Origin of the sequence: Pseudomonas lini, from assembly GCF_001042905.1 — a bacterium.
GTDB lineage: Bacteria > Pseudomonadota > Gammaproteobacteria > Pseudomonadales > Pseudomonadaceae > Aquipseudomonas > Aquipseudomonas lini.
The window spans coordinates 202,723-221,540 of record NZ_JYLB01000007.1 but is presented as its reverse complement, the minus strand read 5'-3'; the positions used below and the strand labels follow the sequence as shown (position 1 = coordinate 221,540).

Below are 18,818 nucleotides of genomic sequence, written 5' to 3'. Positions count from 1 at the left end.
CCGTGCGTGCACAGCGCGTCCCGGAACGCGCCCGGAATCAAAAGGGCGAGCAGACTAGCACAGATGCCGTCACGTTTGAGCTGCGTCCGCGCTGTTATGCAGAACGGAAGGTGATCGGTATTTTCAGGCCTTCCTCGGTACTGGCACCGCACATTTCGTCATGAACCGACGCATGCATAACGTTGAACGACAACTTGGGAAAGGCATGAAGCACGTCACGCGCATGCTCGACCGAGCGCAGATGCATTATTTCGCCGTGGGCATCGCGCAATGGATGCGCCGAACCATGCATACGAGCCTCCAGCACGTAGATCACGCCATCTACCGAGATCAGGTTCAGTTCATCGACCTTTCCGGCGATGGCATACGCATTCAACTCTTGCAGGTTCATGAACGCACCTCACGCAGTGGCGAGCCAGGATCTCTACATGGATATGCCTCGACGGGCCAAAGTACAAGCTACAAGCGACACCGCCCGTCTGTTTCACACCTCTGTGGGAGCGGGCTTGCTCGCGAAAACGGCAGCATAGTCAACATTGAAGTCGTCTGACACACCGCTTTCGCGAGCAAGCCCGCTCCCACATGGACTGTGCAGATCAGTGCTTGGTCAGCTTGTCCAGATAGCCCATGGCAAATGCCGACACCACGAAAGTCATGTGAATGACCACGTACCACTTCAAATGCTCGGGATCGACGTTCTTGGCGTCCATGAAGATCCGCAGCAGGTGGATGGACGAAATCGCTACGATGGACGCCGCGACCTTCATCTTCAACGAAGACGAATCCATGGTACCCAGCCAGTTGAGCTTTTCCTTGCTGTCGTCGATATCCAGCTGAGAAACGAAGTTCTCGTAACCGGAGATCATTACCATCACCAGCAAGCCGCCCACCAGCGCCATGTCGATCAGCGACAGCAGCACCAGAATCAGATCCGACTCGGCCATCGAGAACACGTTAGGAATGACGTGGAAGACTTCCTGGAAGAATTTCAGTGCCAACGCCAGCAAGCCCAGGGACAAACCGAAATAGATCGGCGCCAGTAACCAGCGGGAGGCGTACATTGCATTTTCGATAAAGCGTTCCATTGAATCTCACACAAGGGGCTGGAAATGGCGGCGAGTATAACAGCCACCTGCCTTTACCCAGAAGCAGCCAGAAACCGTCGGAAAATCCGCAACCTGCGTGTGTGTGACAAAGTTTTTCTGCTAGTGTCCAGATGATTGACAGGTCAGCGACGTCGGACAGGAAGACTGGAAATGGATGTGCGATTGCCGTTAACGAGTGCCGGACTTTGCCTCACGTTGCTGCTCGGTGGTTGTTCACCCAGTGATGAGAAACGTCAGGTCAGCCTCGAAGAAAAGATCGCACAGTTCGAACAATCCCTGGAGACGATCGAGGATCCCAAACTCAAGGATGCCGTGGCCGAGCTCGGCGGCTCACTACTGTTGCTCGAACGCGCGCAACTCAAGCTCGACACCAAACCAGTGGTCACCGAATACGGCGAAGACGCCCTCGCTGTGCTCAAGCACTACCCCACGCCCCAGGCGCTGGTCGACACCTACATCAACGGTCTGTTCGTGCTGCACAAGGAGTCCAGCTCGGATTACCTGACCGATCTGCAGCCGGTATCCCCCTTCAACTTCAACATTCCCGGCGCGTTCCTTTTTCCTCATGGCCTGGAATGGCAATCGGTGACCCTGAGCGACAAGCGCGTCATCGCGTTTCAGCCGGAATGGTCGGAAACCGATCCCGGCATTCAGCTGAGCCCGTCGAGCTCCAACCTGACCAACCCGGATGATTTGACGGTGACCTACCCCTTCATCGAAGGCCTGGATGTGGATAAGAAGAGCCAGCCACAACCGGTGAGCCTGCAAGGCAAGGTGGAAGTCATCGCCCCACGCCGGCTCTACAGCTTCGACCTGACGAAAAAGGATGTCGGCCAGACTCGCACCAACGACAATCTCAGTGTCACCTTATTGAAACTGACCAGTAACTACGCCGAGATCGAATTCAGCAACAGCGCGCCGTTGGCCCCCGAGATACGTGACACATCATTCAATCCACTGATCGTTCAGGCCAGGGACGCCACCGGGCAATTCCTCTCGCGCTCAGGTGCGATCAATGAAACCGCCGCGCAAATTGCGTTTTATCAAAAACAACTGGCGCAAATACAACAGCAGAAGGCCTGGAGCGAGGCGTTCGAAAAACAGCTCGATGACGAGCAGCACGCGTTTGAAAAGCAACAAACCCGGCATTACACCAAGGTCTACTTCAACGGGCCGATCGACACCGTCGAAGTCAGCCTGCTGGACTTCTCGGCGGTCACGGTGACCCACAAGGACCTGAACCTGCCGATACGCCGCTTCGACCCGCACACCACGGAAAAAGCCATCCAGCCACTGACCTTGCCGGTGGTGGTGTATGACGACCAGGCCGCTACCTGGCTCAAGGGCGCAACGCTGGGCGAGGAACAACTGAAAAAAAGCATCAGCATCAGTCAGTCGGTGGATGACCCTAGTGCCGCGCGCATCGAATTCGACCACCCCAGAAGCTTCAATGATGAACTGCTGGGCACCTCATTCAATCCCGGCGAAAGCCCGGTGACGTTCTTTACCCAAGACCGTAATGGCCAGCGCGATGGGCCGATCGAGCTGCCGCCAGAGGCGTATCAGGTCGACCCGATACGCGGCGACATCACCTATGATCTGAACCTGTTTCCGGAAACGCCGGCCTACGCCGTGGGCTCCATGCCGCAGTACCTGGCGACTGTCGACCAGCAAACGTACGACGCCCGCCAATTGCCCAAAGGCCTTGAGCTCAAAGGAAATGCGTTGGTGGTGGATTTGAAGCTGTTTCCAGCCCAGGACTGGCGTTTTTTCGCCAAGGACGACAGTGGCAACTATCTGAAGGAGATTCTTTCGGTCAGTCACGACGCGAGCGCGCAAGGCCCGGCGTTATTCGCAGTGCATTACTTCTATGGCCAGCCCACACGTCTGGAAACTTATCAGCGAATCAACCTCACCACCGTGCAATATGGATTTGAGGTCAAACTCGACAAGGCCGAGCCAGGCAGCCTTGATCAATAGTCTGTTCAGTGCTCAGGCCGAAACTCGGGTCCGCTAAGGTTGCGGTAACGACCACCATTGATCTCTCGCAACTGGGCTTGCAGATGCAGGCACCAGATTTGCGGGTCATCGGCCAGCTCATAGCCATGCAAGGTCAGACTTTCAACGATGGTATCGAGGATCGATTCAGCCACGACCGGCCCACGGAACGGGCCTTGGGCCTTGATGGCAGAAGGCTGCTCGCCGGCCATTCCGGCGGCGAAGAGCAAGGTCCACATGCCCGTATCTCCCGCCAGCGGGCGGATAGCACATTCGATACGGGTCACGAGACCCAAGCATTGACGGGTAAGGCAGAGGTTGCGCGACATGGCGGCGACCCTCGGTAGATCCGGTATTCAGCCTCCACGGGAAGGCTGTCTCGATCCAGTGATTACTGTCGATATCCTTGAGCAGATAATAGAAGAAAAGTCTGGTTCGCACGCGAACCAAGACCAGAAGGTGCCGAGTGGTCACTGTGTGAATATTGACGCCATTTTGACGGCGCTTTTAATTTTGCATTGAACACAAAACCCTGTGGGAGCGGGCTTGCTCGCGAAGGCGGCATAACAGTCGACATTAATGTTGAATGTTCGTCAGTCTTCGCGAGCAAGCCCGCTCCCACATGGAGGGTTGCGTCAGGCCGGTTTGATTTCCAGCATTGCTTCCTGCGCCAACTCTTTTTCGGCTTCCTTGAGGTCTTCCTCGCTGATCATTTCCGCGATCACCCGCAGGCGTTCCACTACCCGCGCATTGATGCTGCCTTCAGGGAATTCGCCATTCTCATCCGGCGCACCGGCCGGCTCGCCAACCAACAGGCTCAGGGCCTCGTCGGCCTGGCGCACTGCGTAGACATGGAACTGCCCCGCCCGCACCGCCGCCAGCACCTTCTCGTCGAGCATTAGCGTGGCGACGTTGGCCTGAGGAATGATCGCCCCTTGCTCCCCCGTCAAACCACGGGCTTCGCAGAGCCGGAAGAAACCTTCGATTTTCTCGTTGACCCCACCCACCGCCTGCACTTCACCGAACTGGTTGATCGAACCGGTAATCGCAAAGCACTGCTTGAGCGGGGTTTTCGACAAGGCCGAGATCAGCGTGCACGCTTCGCCCAGAGACGCGCTGTCACCGTCGACATAACCGTAGGACTGCTCCAGGGCGATGCTCGCGGAAATCGCCAGCGGGAATTCCTGGGCATAACGGCTGCCCAGATACCCGGTGAGGATCATCACGCCTTTGGAGTGGATCGGCTGGCCGAGGTTGACCTCGCGCTCGATGTCAACAATGCCGCTACCGCCCGGATAAACCGTGGCGGAAATCCGCGCTGGTACCCCGAAAGCCGAATCGCCGACCTCCAATACCGTCAGCCCGTTGCACTTGCCGACAGCCGCGCCATCGGTGTCGATCAGAATGATCCCGGCCAGCATGTCATCGAGAATCCGCGCCGAAACGCGCCCGGTACGGGTGGCCTTGGCCTTGAGCGCACGCTCGATGTGCCCGGCGTCGGTCATGTCGTCACCCGCCAGGTCGCGAATGAAATCCGCCTCGCTGACCAGCTGGAACAGATCGCCGATCCGCGCCGACAAACGCCCCTGGTGTTCGGCCAGACGCGCGCTGTAAGTCGCCAGACGCGCCACCGCATCGGCGGTCAGCGGCGCCATGCCTTCTTCTGAGGTACGGGTTTTGAGCAACTGGGCGAACTGCTCCAGGCTCTCGTCGACCATCGGGATGTCTTCGTCGAAATCCACCAGGACACGGAACATCTCCTGGAAGTCCGGATCGAGGTCCTGCAACGTGTAGTAGAGCTGCCGGGCACCAATGATGACGACTTTGACCTGCAACGGAATATGTTGCGGAGTAAGGGTCACCGTGGCGAAACGGCCCATCTCGCCCAGCGGCGATTCCATTTTCAGCTTGCGCGATTGCAGGGCGCGTTTGAGCGCATCCCACACGAACGGCTCGCTGAGCATTTTTTCCGCTTCAAGAATCAAGAAGCCGCCGTTGGCGCGGTGCAGCGCACCCGGACGCAACTGTCGATAAGTGGTGTAGAGCGCGCCCTGATCGGTGGTGTACTCGATGCGGCCGAACAGGTTTTCGTAAGTCGGGTGCGGCTCAAAGACCACTGGCGCACCGCCGCTGAACGGATGACCGACCACCAGGCTCGGAGCGTATTGCTCTTCAAGCATTTTACGGGCGATGGCGTCGGTCTTGCTGTCGTCCACCAGTTGCTCGACCACCGTCTTGAGCAGGTACACCTGCATCGCTTGCAGGTAACCGCAAACGCCTGCGTTTTCCGCGTACTTTTCCGACAGCGGCGCGAGCAATGGCTGCAAAGCCAGGGTGATGGTTTCTTCGTTGAGCTGACGCAGTTGATTGCTCGACTCGCGCTTCCATTGCGGCAAGCTGGCGAGTTCTTCGTTCAATCGCTCTTCCAGCCCGGAAATGTCCTCGTGAAAGCGTTCGCGCTCGGCTTCCGGCAACTGGGCGAACTCAGCCTCATCCAGGGCCTTGCCTTCGCTCATCGGCGTGAAAGCGATGTTGCTGCTGTCGCGGTAGAGCGCGACCTCTTTCTCCAGCGCCAGACGCTCGATCACATCCAGTGCACGGTCATAACGCTGGTTGAAAGCGCGGTCGATGGCGCTTTTCTTCTGCTGATAGGACGGGTGCTCGAACACGGCCGGAAAGGTCGCCAGCAGGTTGTCGATCAAGCCGTTGATGTCACCGATGAAGGCACCGGCGGTGCCCGACGGCAATTCCAGGGTGCGAGGCTCGCGCGGTTCATCGAAATTATTGACGTAGACCCAGTCCGCCGGGGTCTGCAGGCGTTTACCTTCGGCCTTGAGGTAGCGTTTGACGAACGAAAACCGGCCGGTGCCGGGCTCGCCCATGACGAATACGTTGTAACCGGGGCGTGGCATGGCCACACCAAACTGCAAGGCTTCGACCGCGCGTTCCTGGCCAAGCACACCGCGGAAGGGCTCCAGATCATTGGTGGTAGAGAAGCTGAACTGTTCAGCGGAAAACGGACGGGTCAGCGCTTCAGGCGCTAGACGCAAGCTGGCAGCAACAGGATCAGGCATCGGGCTTCCTTACATCAGGCGGGGCAGATAGCGGCATTCTGGCGCTGCCCGTACCTCACTGGCAAGGCGCGCCTCAAGCCAAAGTTTAGACAAAGCGTCAGCCCCGGGCCGAGCAGGTCAAAATCAGTGTTTTCAAGGAATGTTTCGCAAAAGATTACGGAACCCCCGGAACATGCCTAAACTCCATGCTGCGCGGCTGGAACTAATAACCGGCCCACTGGCACCATTAGGGGCCAGCACCCTGTCCATTGGTATGCACACAAAGAGAACATAGCTATGAAACGGATTCTTCTCGGTACTCTCTTCACCGCTGTATCCATCAACGCCATGGCTCAGGCGCCAGGCGGTCCAGACTGTGGTTGGGGCAACCTGCTGTTCGAAGGTCAGCGTGGCACCCCGGCACACTTCCTGGCATCCACCACTAACGGCACTTCCGGTAATGCAACGTTCGGTATGACCTCCGGTACCAACGGTTGCTCGACCAACGCGTCGCTGACCTATGGCGGCAAATCCTGGATTGCCATGAATGGCATGATGAACGAGCTGTCCGAAGACATGGCCAAAGGTCAGGGCGAAGCGCTGACCACTTACGCCGTGGTACTGGGCGTGGCGCCGGAAGACCGTGCGCACTTCGCCGCTGTGACTCATCAGCACTTCCAGCAGATCTTCAGCAAAGCTGACGTGACCGCTGATGACGTGCATACCAACACCCTGGCCGTGCTGAAAAGCGACCCTCGTCTGGCCAAGTACGCTACTCAAGCTTAAGCTCGACCGGCCCGCTCTCTTTGGGGAGCGGGTTTTATTTTTTGAACCTGGCCCTTTTGGCCTGCCCCTTCGGGTCTTTGTTTCTTTCGGCTTAAGTTGCTCACTATGCTCAAACGCCTTGCCTGGCTGGCGCTCTGTGTCTGCGCCCCGCTGTCCGCCGCGCCACACATCGACAATCAACGTTTGCAGCAACTGGCCAGCGACCCCTTCTGGATTTCCCTGGGGCATTACGAAACCGCCAAGCTCGGTGGCTGGCGCAGCTATGTCAGCGACAAGAAATTCTTTCTCGCCCCCGATGGCAACGAACACCCCGACCGCGAACTGGCGGCGACCGTGCAGGCACTGTATGCCCCGGCCAGTTCCGGCGAGCAGCATGCCCAATGCGTCTATCCGGCCCGCACCCGCTGGCTCAAGGCGCAACTTGAGCTGAGCGATCTGCCGACACCGGACTGTGCTGAGTTCAAGCAATGGTTCAAGGATGTTGCGCCCCACAGCGCGGTGATGATTTTCCCGGCGGCTTACCTGAACAGCCCATCGTCGATGTTTGGTCACACCTTGCTGCGCATCGATCAGGCCAATGTGCAGAGCGACAAGACGTCACTGCTCAGTTACGCGATCAACTTCGGCGCCTACATCGAAGGTTCGGACAACAGCATTCTTTACGCCTGGAAAGGCTTGATGGGCGGCTATCCCGGGCTGTTCGCGCTGGTGCCGTATCAGGAAAAACTCTCGGAATACCGCAGCCTTGAGAACCGCGACCTGTGGGAATACCGCCTGAACCTGACCCAGCAGGAAACCGAGCGCATGGTCGAGCACGTCTGGGAACTCAAGCAAATCCAGTTCGACTACTTCTTCTTCGATGAAAACTGCTCCTACCGCCTGCTTGAGTTGCTGCAAGTAGCGCGGCCGAGCCTGCAGTTGACCGAGCAATTCCCGTTGACCGCTATCCCCACCGACACAGTCAAAGCGGTGAAAGAAGCCGGGCTGGTGGAGTCGATCGAGTATCGCCCGTCCCGTGAGCGCGAACTGCTAAGCCGTGCCGAGCCATTAACCTCCGATGAGCAGGAGTGGGTGCTGAAAGTCAGCGCCGATCAGAAGCAATTGCAGGATTCGGCGTTCAAGGCTCTACCTCGCGACCGTCAGGCGTTGATCATCGATGCGGCTTATCGTCTGGAGCGTTATCGCGCCAACGGTCAGGAGCGTGACCCGCAACGGGCTCAACGCAGTTTCGAATTGCTGCGCGCAATCAATCAAAACCCGCCCCCGGAGCTGAAAATTCCGCAACCTGGCTTGCCCGAGGACGGTCACGAATCCCGCACCTGGCAAGCCGGCATCGGCACCCGAGGCGACAAGGCCTTCGGCGAATATGGCCTGCGCATGGCCTATCACGATCTGAATGACAACATGGAAAGCTTCCCCCTCGGTGCGCAGATCGAAATTCTGCAGATGAAGCTGCGCCAATACGAAGGCAATGACTGGCAGTTGCAGCAACTGGACCTGGCGACCATCCGCTCGCTGACGCCTCGCAATGAGTTGTTGCAGCCGCTGTCATGGCAAGTCACCGGCGGCCTGGAGCGCGTACCGGGCAAGCATGACGACGAAACCCTGGTCAGCCATGTCAACGGCGGTGGCGGCGGGACCTGGCAACTGGGTGACGACATGCTCGGGTTCGCCTTGGGCACCGTGCGTGTGGAGCATAACAACGACTTCGCGGGCTTCATCGCTCCGGCGGCGGGCTTCAACAGCGGCCTGCTGTGGAAAAACCCGCTGGGCAACTTCAGCCTGGAAGCCAAGGGCGATTACTTCACCAATGGCGAAGTGCGCCGAAGTGTGAGCTTGAATCAGCAGTGGGAGTTGTCGCGCAATCTGGGTGTGCGCCTGAGTGCCCAGCGTGAATTCAGCCACCTGGCTTCGCCCGAAAACGAAGTGATGCTTGAGGTGAAGTGGTATCACTATTGATCGTTGTTTAACCGCAAAAGATCGCAGCCTGCGGCAGCTCCTACAGGACCGCATGTAACCGCGCTTTTGTAGGAGCTGCCGCAGGCTGCGATCTTTTGACCTTTCTTTTACTCCCACCCGACAAATCCACTTCTAGACTTCCCTTATAGGCCATTGAACGGTCCAGGAATCCGAGATGTGGCATTGCGATCGCTCGCAATAAGTCGTTTACAGACATTCGTCGAAACTTAAAGCCTGCGACCATGGCCCAAACCCTATAACGGGAGAACAGCATGAGTCGCGCCTTCGTCAATGAAGATAACGCCGCCGCGCAAGCCGATCAGCCAGTCGAACGGCAGGTCAGCGCGCAGCCCAATTACGTCACGCCAGTGGGCCTGGCGCAGCTTCAGGCGAAAGTCGCCGAGCTGCAAAGCCTGCTTGATCAGGAAAGCGCCAAAGGCGAACTGGCCGACAAGCAGCGCCAGGCCGACCTCGATCGCGACTGGCGCTACTTCAAGCAGCGCCTGCAAAGCGCCCAGGTGGTCGCACAGGCCTCCTCGGCCGATAAAGTGCAGATCGGCAACTGGGTGACCTTTGCCGACGAGCACGATCATCAGCAGCGCGTGCAATTGGTCGGAGAAGACCAGGCGGATGCCGCCCATGGCTTGATCAATTGGAGCTCGCCGCTGGGGCGGGCGTTGCTCGGGGCGCAAGTGGGCGATGAGGTGCTGTGGAAACGGCCGGCGGGGGATTTGGTGATTGAGGTGTTGGCCATAGAAATGGGGTGAATTCGATGACGCCGCAATCTCTAAGAACAAAAAAACGGAGCCCTGAAGGCTAATGCCGGTCAGTTAAGCGAATGAACCGCTTTTCGTAGGAGCCAGGCTTGCCGGCGAAGGCGCTCTTAAGGACGCCTTCGCCGGCAAGCCTGGCTCCTACAGGTCCGATTTACCCTTAACTGACTGGCATTAGCCCTGAAGGCTCCGTTTTTTCTATGCGACCAACCTGAAATCAGGCCAGTTTTTTGTGCCGTACGCGGTGCGGTTGGGAAGCCGCTTCGCCGAGGCGTTTCTTGCGATCGGCTTCGTACTCGGTGTAGTTGCCTTCGAAGAACACCGCTTGCGAGTCGTCTTCGTACGCCAGGATGTGAGTCGCGACGCGGTCAAGGAACCACCGATCGTGAGAGATCACAATGGCGGCGCCCGGGAAGTCCAGCAGGGCTTCTTCCAGGGAACGCAGGGTTTCAACGTCGAGGTCGTTGGACGGTTCGTCGAGCAGCAGGACGTTGCCACCCTCTTTCAGGGTCAGGGCCAGGTGCAAGCGACCGCGCTCACCACCGGACAGGTCCTTGACGAACTTCTGCTGATCGCCGCCCTTGAAGTTGAAGCGACCCACGTAGGTGCGCGACGGGATTTCGTAGTTGCCGATGCGAATCTGGTCGGAACCGTCGGAGATCTGCTGGAACACAGTCTTACTGCCGTCCAGGTCTTCACGGGTCTGATCGACGCACGCCAGTTGCACGGTTTCACCGACTTCGATAGAGCCCGAATCCGGTGTTTCCTTGCCCATCAGCATACGGAACAGGGTCGATTTACCGGCACCGTTACCGCCGATCACGCCAACGATGGCGCCTTTAGGCATGGAGAACGACAGGTTGTCGATCAACACGCGATCGCCGTAGCCCTTGCTGACATTCTTGAACTCGATGACCTTGTCGCCCAGGCGCGGACCGGCCGGGATGTAGATCTCGTTGGTTTCGCTGCGCTTCTGGAATTCCTGCGATTGCATTTCTTCGAAGCGTTGCAGACGAGCCTTGGATTTGGACTGGCGGGCCTTGGCGCCTTTGCGCACCCACTCCAGCTCTTCCTTCATGGCCTTTTCGTGAGCCGATTGCTGCTTGGATTCGGCCGCCAGACGATCGGACTTGGCTTCGAGCCAACCCGAATAGTTGCCCTCGTACGGGATACCGGCGCCGCGGTCGAGCTCGAGGATCCAGCCGGCGACGTTGTCCAGGAAGTAACGGTCGTGCGTGATCGCAACCACGGTGCCCGGGAAATCGTGCAGAAAGTGCTCAAGCCAGGCGACGGAATCGGCGTCCAGGTGGTTGGTCGGTTCGTCGAGCAGCAGCATGTCTGGTGCGGACAGCAGCAGGCGGCACAGGGCCACACGACGTTTTTCACCACCAGACAGGAATTCGACCTTGGCATCCCACGCTGGCAGGCGCAGTGCATCGGCGGCGACTTCCAGTTGGCGATCCAGGTTGTGACCGTCGCTGGCTTGCAGGATGGCTTCAAGCTTGGCCTGTTCGGCGGCCAGTTTGTCGAAGTCGGCATCTTCGTCAGCGTAAGCCGCGTAGACCTCGTCCAGGCGCGCCTGGGCGTTCTTGATCACGCTGACCGCTTCCTCGACCACTTCACGTACAGTCTTGGTCGGGTCCAGGATCGGTTCTTGCGGCAGGTAGCCGATGTTCAGGTCCGGCATCGGACGGGCTTCGCCGTCGAACTCGGTATCGACGCCAGCCATGATTTTCAGCAGCGTGGACTTACCCGAACCGTTGAGACCGAGTACGCCGATCTTGGCGCCAGGGAAGAAGGACAGCGAAATGTTTTTCAGGATTTCCCGCTTCGGTGGAACAACTTTGCCCAGCCGATGCATGGTGAAGACGTATTGAGCCATGGAGAACCTAGGGTCAGTGACTGATGAATTAAAGCGCGGGCGAAGCCCGGGCCAGGCCATGCGCAGTGCAAGCGATTGATTAATCTCAATACCGGCGCGCGGAAAAAGCCTGAGTTTAGGAGCTGGAACGCTCCCGCGTAACCGGCAAAGCTACCTGATTGACGGAAGGCAGTCCAGCCGAGCAGGGCTGGCACTTCGCCACAACTCAAGGCATGCTAGCCGCGCTTCGGGCGCCCGGCTTATAGTGCACGTCGCGCCAGTCCAGCCAAACCGCAGGATTACAGTTTGTCTAATGTCTCTCCGCCATCGTCCGTGAGCGCACTCAATCCTGCGACCGGCTCGCCCCTGCGCGGCACCTTGAAGGGCGCGCTGGCGACCCTCGTCCTGTTACTGCTCGCACTGCTGTTCTGGCAGCTACTGGACCAGCTTCGCGAAACCCAGAAAAACCAGCGCCAGTACACCATCGACTACTCGGCCGACCTGGCTTCGCAAGTCAGCCTCAACATGGCACTCAATGCCCAGATCGCCCTTAATCTGCTACCGATCATCGAACAACCACAAAGCCCCGACGAACAGCAGGCGTTGCTGCGCAAACTGCAGCAATCGCTGCCCGACCTGCGCAGCCTGGCGCTGCTCAGTCCCTCCGGAAAAATCCTCAGCGACAGTGCCGCCGACAGCCCGGACGCCCATTACCTGAGCGAACTGGTTCAGCGCAGCCGCGCCCAGGCCCACTATTTCAGCAATGCAGATGACGGTTCGGTGGTGCACCTGCTCCTGCATCAGGCCAGCGGCAGCAGCCGCGGTTATTGGGTCCTGCGCCTGACGCCAACGTTTTTCTCCTCGCTGACCAAGCAGGCCGACGTCGGCATCCGCCCCCAGTGGCTGGTGGAAAACCGCATCAATCATCAAATCATCAGCCGCGATGACGCCCAGCCCTCGGCCAAACCGGCCGTGCTGACAGCCGACGAACTGGCCAACAGCGTGCTGACAATCCCCTTGAGCAGCAGCGATTGGCAACTGCGCGGGCTATTCGACCGGCAACGGGTGATCGAACAACTGCTGCCGGCGTTCATCGGCAAATGCCTGCTGGGCCTGGCCCTCTCCTTGTTGCCGTTCATCGCGCTGCTGAACATTCGTCGCCGTCAACGCCAACTGCATGAAGGCCGTCGACGCTATCAGGACATTTTCGAAGGCACCGGCGTTGCGCTGTGCGTGCTCGACCTGTCCGGGCTCAAAAGTATCTTCGACAGGGCCCAACTCAACAGCAGCGAGCAGTTGAAGGCCTGGCTCGAAACACCGGAGCAACGCCAGCAACTGCTGCAGGAACTGCGCATCACCGAGGTCAATCAGGTCGCCCTGCAACTGCTCAATGTCAATTCCTGCGATCAAGCCTGGAAACTGCTGATCGACGGCTGCCCATTGGATTGCACGGCCATCGGCAATCAAGTGCTCGAAGCGGTGCTGCACCAACAGAAACAGCTTGAGCTGGAAATCAAACTCCAGGACGCCAATGGCCGCGACCAGCATTTGTGGCTGGTGCTGCGCCTGCCGGAAAATCAGGCCGACTACAAAGCAGTGATCCTGAGCATCAGCGATATCACCAGTCGCAAGCTCATCGAATTGTCGCTGCTTGAGCGTGAAGGGTTCTGGTCCGACGTAGTGCGCACCGTCCCGGATCACCTGTATGTGCAGGATGTGATCAGCCAGCGGATGATCTTCAGCAACCATCATCTGGGGCAAACGCTGGGTTACAACCGCACCGAACTGCACCAGATGGGCGAGTATTTCTGGGAAATCCTGTTGCACCCCGAGGATGCCGACTACTACCACCGGTCACGCCAGTCCCAACGTCACGCGGGTTACACCCAACTGATGCAATGCCAACTGCGTTTCCGCCATCGCGATGGCAAATGGCGGCGTTTCGATATTCGCGAACAGGCCCTGGCGCGGGACAAACACGATCAGGTCACGCGCATCATTGGCGTGGCCAAGGACATCACCGAGCAGATCGAAGCCAGCGAGTCCTTGCGCGACAGCGAGCAACGCTACCGGATGCTCGCCGAAAGCATCAGCGACGTGATTTTCTCCACCGACAGCAAGATGTCGCTCAATTACGTCAGCCCCTCGGTGCAAGCCGTGCTGGGCTTCGACGCCGACTGGATATTCCAGAACGGCTGGCAATCGACCATCGCCAACCCGCAACAACTGACCGGCATCTACAGCCTGATGGACCGGGTCAGCAAAGCGCTGGATAAACCCGAACAACTGGCCCTGCTGCGCAGTCAGGTGCAGACCCAGCTGTTTCTGTTCGACTGCCTGCGGGCCGACGGACGCAAGATCCCTATCGAGTTGCGTCTGGTGCTGGTCTGGGACGAACACGGCGCCTTCGAAGGTGTGCTCGGGGTCGGTCGCGACATCAGCCAGCAACGTCGGGCCGAAAAAGACTTGCGCATGGCGGCCACGGTATTCGAGCACTCGACCTCGGCGATTCTGATCACTGACCCGGCCGGCTACATCGTCCAGGCCAACGAAGCTTTCAGTCGCGTCAGCGGCTATGCGGTGTCCCAGGTCCTCGACCAGTTGCCGAACATGCTCACCGTCGATGAGCAGCAGGAAGCCCATCTGCGCTATGTGCTCAAACAATTGCATCAGCACAGCACCTGGGAAGGCGAAGTCTGGCTTAAACGACGCAATGGCGAGCATTACCCGGCCTGGGTCGGGATTACGGCGGTACTCGACGATGAAGGCGATCTGGCCAGCTACGTGTGTTTCTTCAGCGACATCAGCGAGCGCAAGGCCAGTGAGCAACGGATTCACCGCCTGGCCTATTACGACGCCTTGACCCACCTGCCCAACCGCACGCTGTTCCAGGATCGCCTGCACACCGCGCTGCAATCGGCTGAACGGCAGAAGTCCTGGGTGGTGCTGATGTTCCTCGACCTCGACCGCTTCAAACCAATCAACGACTCCCTGGGCCACGCCGCCGGCGACCGTATGCTCAAGGAAATGGCCACGCGCCTGCTCGGTTGCGTCGACGATGACGACACCGTGGCGCGCATGGGCGGCGATGAGTTCACGTTGCTGCTGCAACCGCGGGTCAACCGGGCGATCGCACTGAACCGGGCGATTCATGTGGCCGAGCAGATCCTCGCCAGCCTGGTGAAACCGTTCGTGCTGGAAGGCCGCGAGTTCTTTGTCACCGCCAGTATCGGCATCGCCCTGAGCCCTCAGGACGGCAGCGAACTCAGTCAGCTGATGAAGAACGCCGACACCGCGATGTACCACGCCAAGGAGCGCGGCAAGAACAACTTCCAGTTCTATCAGGCTGACATGAACGCCAGCGCCCTGGAGCGTCTGGAGCTGGAAAGCGACTTGCGTCATGCCCTGGAACAAAACGAATTCGTGCTGTACTACCAGCCGCAATTCAGCGGCGACGGCAAACGCCTGACCGGCGCCGAAGCCCTGCTGCGCTGGCGCCACCCACGACGCGGTCTGGTGCCGCCGGGGGATTTCATTCCGGTGCTCGAGGAGCTCGGGTTGGTGGTGGATGTCGGCGACTGGGTGATCAGCGAAGCCTGCCGTCAGCTCAAGGCCTGGCACCAGGCCAAGGTACGGGTGCCGAAGGTCTCGGTGAATATCTCGGCCCGGCAGTTCTCCGACGGGCAGCTCGGTACGCGGATCGCCACCATCCTCAAGGAAACCGGCCTGCCGCCGGCGTGCCTGGAGCTGGAATTGACCGAAAGTATCCTGATGCGCGAAGTCAGCGAGGCGATGCAGATTCTCGCCGGGTTGAAAAACCTCGGCCTGAGCATCGCGGTCGATGACTTCGGCACAGGTTATTCATCGCTCAACTACCTCAAGCAATTCCCGATCGACGTGCTGAAAATCGACCGCACCTTCGTTGATGGCCTGCCCTCGGGGGAACAGGATGCGCAAATTGCCCGGGCGATCATCGCCATGGCCCACAGCCTCAATCTGGCGGTAATCGCCGAAGGCGTGGAAACCCACGAGCAGCTCGACTTCCTGCGTGAGCATGGTTGCGATGAGGTTCAGGGGTATCTGTTTGGCCGGCCAATGCCGGCGAGCCGGTTTGAGGCGCAGTTCAGCAATGATGCGTTGTTCATGTTTGACTGAAGCTATGTGGTGAGGCTGCTGGCCTCATCGCGGGCAAGCCCGCTCCCACAGGGATTTGCGGATAATCAGATATCTTTGGCTGACACCGACTCTTGTGGGAGCTGGCTTGCCTGCGATGAGGCCCGTACAGGCACCGCATATCTGGTCATGAAGCCCACTTGTCTGCGACATGATGTCCTTTCATATGCCATCTAAAACCCATTGGGTTAGAATGCCTCCCTTTTCTGCCCCGATCCTTGAGGACCGCCATGTTCAGCCGTGATTTGACTATTGCCAAGTACGACGCCGACCTTTTTGCCGCCATGGAGCAAGAAGCTCAGCGCCAGGAAGAACACATCGAGCTGATCGCTTCGGAAAACTACACCAGCCCTGCGGTGATGGAAGCTCAAGGCTCGGTACTGACCAACAAGTACGCCGAAGGTTACCCGGGCAAGCGCTACTACGGTGGTTGCGAGTTCGTCGACATTGTTGAGCAGCTTGCAATTGATCGAGCAAAACAACTGTTCGGCGCCGATTACGCCAACGTTCAGCCACACGCCGGTTCCCAAGCCAACAGCGCCGTTTACCTGGCCCTGCTGCAAGCTGGCGACACCATCCTGGGCATGAGCCTGGCCCACGGCGGTCACTTGACCCACGGTGCCAGCGTTTCGTCCTCCGGCAAGCTGTACAACGCTGTTCAGTACGGCATCGACGCCAACGGCCTGATCGACTACGACGAAGTCGAGCGTCTGGCGGTTGAGCACAAGCCAAAAATGATCGTGGCCGGTTTCTCTGCCTACTCGCAGATTCTGGACTTCCCGCGCTTTCGCGCTATCGCTGACAAAGTCGGCGCTTATCTTTTTGTTGATATGGCTCACGTTGCGGGGCTGGTCGCCGCTGGCGTCTACCCGAACCCGGTTCCATTCGCTGACGTCGTGACCACCACCACGCACAAGACCCTGCGCGGTCCACGTGGCGGCCTGATCCTGGCTCGCGCCAACGCCGACATCGAGAAGAAGCTGAACTCCGCAGTATTCCCGGGCGCCCAAGGTGGCCCGCTGGAGCACGTGATCGCTGCCAAGGCGATCTGCTTCAAGGAAGCGCTGCAGCCTGAGTTCAAGACCTACCAGCAACAAGTGGTGAAAAACGCCCAGGCCATGGCCGGCGTATTCATCGAGCGCGGTTTCGACGTGGTGTCGGGCGGTACTCAGAACCACCTGTTCCTGCTGTCGCTGATCAAGCAGGAAATCTCCGGTAAAGACGCCGACGCCGCACTGGGCAAAGCGTTCATCACCGTGAACAAGAACTCGGTACCGAACGATCCACGCTCCCCGTTCGTCACCTCCGGTCTGCGTTTCGGTACGCCGGCTGTGACCACTCGCGGCTTCAAGGAAGCAGAGTGCAAAGAGCTGGCCGGCTGGATCTGCGACATCCTGGCGGACCTGAACAACGAAGCGGTGATCGACGCCGTTCGTGAGAAGGTCAAGGCCATCTGCAAGAAGCTGCCGGTATACGGCGCTTAATTGCCCCGCTAAACCGCAGCAATGAAAAAACCGGCCAGTGATGGCCGGTTTTTTTTCGTCCGCGATTTTTTCAAATAACGAAAAGGCTCAAGGTCGGGGCATTGCGCCCAACTGGTAAGACCGGTCATGCCAATTATTCAAAATATGCTTGCGATCACCCAAAAACAGCGCCTAGACTGCGCCTGCACTGGACATACCGGTAAGACCACAATAATTAAGTCCTGAATCTGATGCGCCTCGCGCACGGCAGCCAGGACACCGACCAGGATTCCTCCCATGCTCAGATGGTGCTCGCGTTCAATCTTCCTTCAAGTGGTTCTCGGACTGGTGCTCGGCATCGTCTGCGGGCTGGCCCTTCCTGAATACTCCGCGCAACTCAAACCCCTCGGCGACGGTTTCATCAAACTGATCAAGATGCTCATTGGCTTGATCGTGTTCTGCGTGGTGGTCAGCGGCATCAGCGGTGCCGGCGACTTGAAGAAGGTCGGACGCATCGGCCTGAAATCGGTGATCTACTTCGAAATCCTGACCACCATCGCCTTGGTAATCGGCCTGGTGTTCGCCTTCACGACCGGCATCGGCAGCGGCGCGAACATTCATCTGGACCAGCTCTCCGCCGCCGACATTGGCGACATCGCCCAGCGCGGTCAGCACATGCACACCACCACCCAGTTCCTGATGAACCTGATCCCGACTTCGGTGATCGGCGCCTTCGCGGAAAACAACATTCTGCAAGTCCTGTTGTTTTCGGTGCTGTTCGGCAGCGCGCTGAACCTGGTGGGCGAAGCAGCGTCGGGTATTTCCCGGCTGATTAATGAGCTGAGCCACGTGATCTTCCGCATCATGGGCATGATCGTGCGCCTGGCACCAATCGGCGTGTTTGGCGCCATCGCCTTCACCACCAGCAAATACGGCCTGGACTCGCTGCAACACCTGGGCAATCTCGTCGGCCTGTTTTACCTGACCTGTGTGGCCTTCGTGACATTGATTCTCGGTCTGGTGATGCGCCTTTCGGGTCTGAAGATGTGGCCGTTGCTCAAGTACCTGCGCGAAGAACTGCTGATCGTCATGGGCACCGCCTCTTCCGACGCCGTGCTGCCACAAATCATGCGCAAGCTTGAGCATCTGGGCATCGGCAGCTCCACGGTCGGTCTGGTGATTCCGACCGGGTACTCGTTCAACCTTGACGGTTTTTCGATCTACCTGACCTTGGCGATCGTGTTCATCGCCAATGCCACCGGCACGCCGCTGGCCATGACAGACCTGCTGACGATTCTGCTGGTGTCGCTGATCACCTCCAAAGGTGCCCACGGGATTCCCGGTTCGGCGCTGGTGATTCTCGCGGCGACACTGACGGCGATCCCGGCGATTCCGGTAGTCGGCCTGGTGCTTGTATTAGCAGTGGACTGGTTCATGGGCATCGGCCGTGCGCTGACCAACCTGATCGGTAACTGCGTCGCCACCGTGGCCATCGCCCGCTGGGAAAAAGATATCGATATCCAACGGGCAAACAAGGTGCTGTCCGGTCAACAGGGTTATACCTTCCAGCCGAGAAAGCCGGTTGCCCCGGCGCATCAGCAGGAATTCTGAATAATCGCCGTGCCTGCCTGCGGGCAGGCACGGCC

At 58.8% G+C, this 18,818-nt stretch carries 12 protein-coding genes; 7 read left to right on the top strand and 5 right to left on the bottom strand.

Going from position 1 to position 18,818, the window contains the following annotated elements:
- Positions 1 to 94: 94 nt before the first annotated feature.
- Together TU81_RS21565 and TU81_RS21560 are read right to left on the bottom strand one after the other, a co-directional pair.
- On the bottom strand, positions 95 to 391 hold the full coding sequence (locus tag TU81_RS21565) for a DUF6482 family protein (RefSeq protein ID WP_038981480.1): 297 nt from the start codon (positions 389 to 391) through the stop codon (positions 95 to 97).
- 205 nt (positions 392 to 596) lie between these two features.
- Positions 597 to 1,085: a TIGR00645 family protein gene (locus TU81_RS21560; RefSeq protein ID WP_007901849.1), complete on the bottom strand. Its 489-nt coding sequence runs from the start codon at positions 1,083 to 1,085 to the stop codon at positions 597 to 599.
- A gap of 171 nt (positions 1,086 to 1,256) precedes the next feature.
- Between TU81_RS21560 and TU81_RS21555 the strand changes: the two genes are divergently transcribed.
- On the top strand, positions 1,257 to 3,086 hold the full coding sequence (locus TU81_RS21555) for a hypothetical protein (protein WP_038981479.1): 1,830 nt from the start codon (positions 1,257 to 1,259) through the stop codon (positions 3,084 to 3,086).
- 5 nt (positions 3,087 to 3,091) lie between these two features.
- On the opposite strand, the gene TU81_RS21550 is transcribed toward TU81_RS21555, so the two are convergent.
- Positions 3,092 to 3,433, bottom strand: a complete 342-nt coding sequence (locus tag TU81_RS21550) for a PA4575 family protein (protein ID WP_007901845.1) — start codon at positions 3,431 to 3,433, stop codon at positions 3,092 to 3,094.
- A gap of 306 nt (positions 3,434 to 3,739) precedes the next feature.
- Positions 3,740 to 6,178, bottom strand: a complete 2,439-nt coding sequence (locus TU81_RS21545; RefSeq protein ID WP_038981478.1) for a Lon protease family protein — start codon at positions 6,176 to 6,178, stop codon at positions 3,740 to 3,742.
- A gap of 276 nt (positions 6,179 to 6,454) precedes the next feature.
- Between TU81_RS21545 and TU81_RS21540 the strand changes: the two genes are divergently transcribed.
- From TU81_RS21540 to TU81_RS21530, 3 genes are all read left to right on the top strand, one after another.
- Entirely contained in the window at positions 6,455 to 6,943 is a 489-nt protein-coding gene (locus TU81_RS21540) for a DUF3015 domain-containing protein (protein ID WP_038981477.1), read from the top strand.
- Between the two features lie 105 nt (positions 6,944 to 7,048).
- Positions 7,049 to 8,902 (top strand): Lnb N-terminal periplasmic domain-containing protein, encoded by a 1,854-nt coding sequence (locus tag TU81_RS21535; protein ID WP_038981476.1) that lies wholly within the window; start codon positions 7,049 to 7,051, stop codon positions 8,900 to 8,902.
- A 272-nt stretch (positions 8,903 to 9,174) separates the two neighbouring features.
- Positions 9,175 to 9,669, top strand: a complete 495-nt coding sequence (locus tag TU81_RS21530; RefSeq protein ID WP_038981475.1) for a GreA/GreB family elongation factor — start codon at positions 9,175 to 9,177, stop codon at positions 9,667 to 9,669.
- Positions 9,670 to 9,892: 223 nt separating this feature from the next.
- Here TU81_RS21530 and ettA read toward each other — a convergent pair whose 3' ends face one another.
- On the bottom strand, positions 9,893 to 11,557 hold the full coding sequence (gene ettA / locus TU81_RS21525) for an energy-dependent translational throttle protein EttA (RefSeq protein ID WP_038981474.1): 1,665 nt from the start codon (positions 11,555 to 11,557) through the stop codon (positions 9,893 to 9,895).
- A gap of 285 nt (positions 11,558 to 11,842) precedes the next feature.
- On the opposite strand from ettA, the gene TU81_RS21520 reads away from it, so the two are divergent.
- The 3 genes from TU81_RS21520 (at position 11,843) to TU81_RS21510 (ending at position 18,783) form a co-directional block, all read left to right on the top strand.
- A complete protein-coding gene (locus tag TU81_RS21520; RefSeq protein ID WP_048396480.1) occupies positions 11,843 to 15,691 on the top strand; it encodes a bifunctional diguanylate cyclase/phosphodiesterase in 3,849 nt (1,282 codons plus the stop codon).
- Between the two features lie 248 nt (positions 15,692 to 15,939).
- A complete protein-coding gene (gene glyA / locus TU81_RS21515; protein ID WP_048396479.1) occupies positions 15,940 to 17,193 on the top strand; it encodes a serine hydroxymethyltransferase in 1,254 nt (417 codons plus the stop codon).
- A 276-nt stretch (positions 17,194 to 17,469) separates the two neighbouring features.
- Entirely contained in the window at positions 17,470 to 18,783 is a 1,314-nt protein-coding gene (locus tag TU81_RS21510) for a C4-dicarboxylate transporter DctA (protein WP_048396478.1), read from the top strand.
- Positions 18,784 to 18,818: the final 35 nt, after the last annotated feature.

What these genes read in the sequence shown, in the direction of transcription:
- TU81_RS21565 (WP_038981480.1), bottom strand. Translation starts at nt 391, where the DNA reads ATGAACCTGCAAGAGTTGAATGCGTATGCCATCGCCGGAAAGGTCGAT.
- TU81_RS21560 (WP_007901849.1), bottom strand. Translation starts at nt 1,085, where the DNA reads ATGGAACGCTTTATCGAAAATGCAATGTACGCCTCCCGCTGGTTACTG.
- TU81_RS21555 (WP_038981479.1), top strand. Translation starts at nt 1,257, where the DNA reads ATGGATGTGCGATTGCCGTTAACGAGTGCCGGACTTTGCCTCACGTTG.
- TU81_RS21550 (WP_007901845.1), bottom strand. Translation starts at nt 3,433, where the DNA reads ATGTCGCGCAACCTCTGCCTTACCCGTCAATGCTTGGGTCTCGTGACC.
- TU81_RS21545 (WP_038981478.1), bottom strand. Translation starts at nt 6,178, where the DNA reads ATGCCTGATCCTGTTGCTGCCAGCTTGCGTCTAGCGCCTGAAGCGCTG.
- TU81_RS21540 (WP_038981477.1), top strand. Translation starts at nt 6,455, where the DNA reads ATGAAACGGATTCTTCTCGGTACTCTCTTCACCGCTGTATCCATCAAC.
- TU81_RS21535 (WP_038981476.1), top strand. Translation starts at nt 7,049, where the DNA reads ATGCTCAAACGCCTTGCCTGGCTGGCGCTCTGTGTCTGCGCCCCGCTG.
- TU81_RS21530 (WP_038981475.1), top strand. Translation starts at nt 9,175, where the DNA reads ATGAGTCGCGCCTTCGTCAATGAAGATAACGCCGCCGCGCAAGCCGAT.
- ettA (WP_038981474.1), bottom strand. Translation starts at nt 11,557, where the DNA reads ATGGCTCAATACGTCTTCACCATGCATCGGCTGGGCAAAGTTGTTCCA.
- glyA (WP_048396479.1), top strand. Translation starts at nt 15,940, where the DNA reads ATGTTCAGCCGTGATTTGACTATTGCCAAGTACGACGCCGACCTTTTT.
- TU81_RS21510 (WP_048396478.1), top strand. Translation starts at nt 17,470, where the DNA reads ATGCTCAGATGGTGCTCGCGTTCAATCTTCCTTCAAGTGGTTCTCGGA.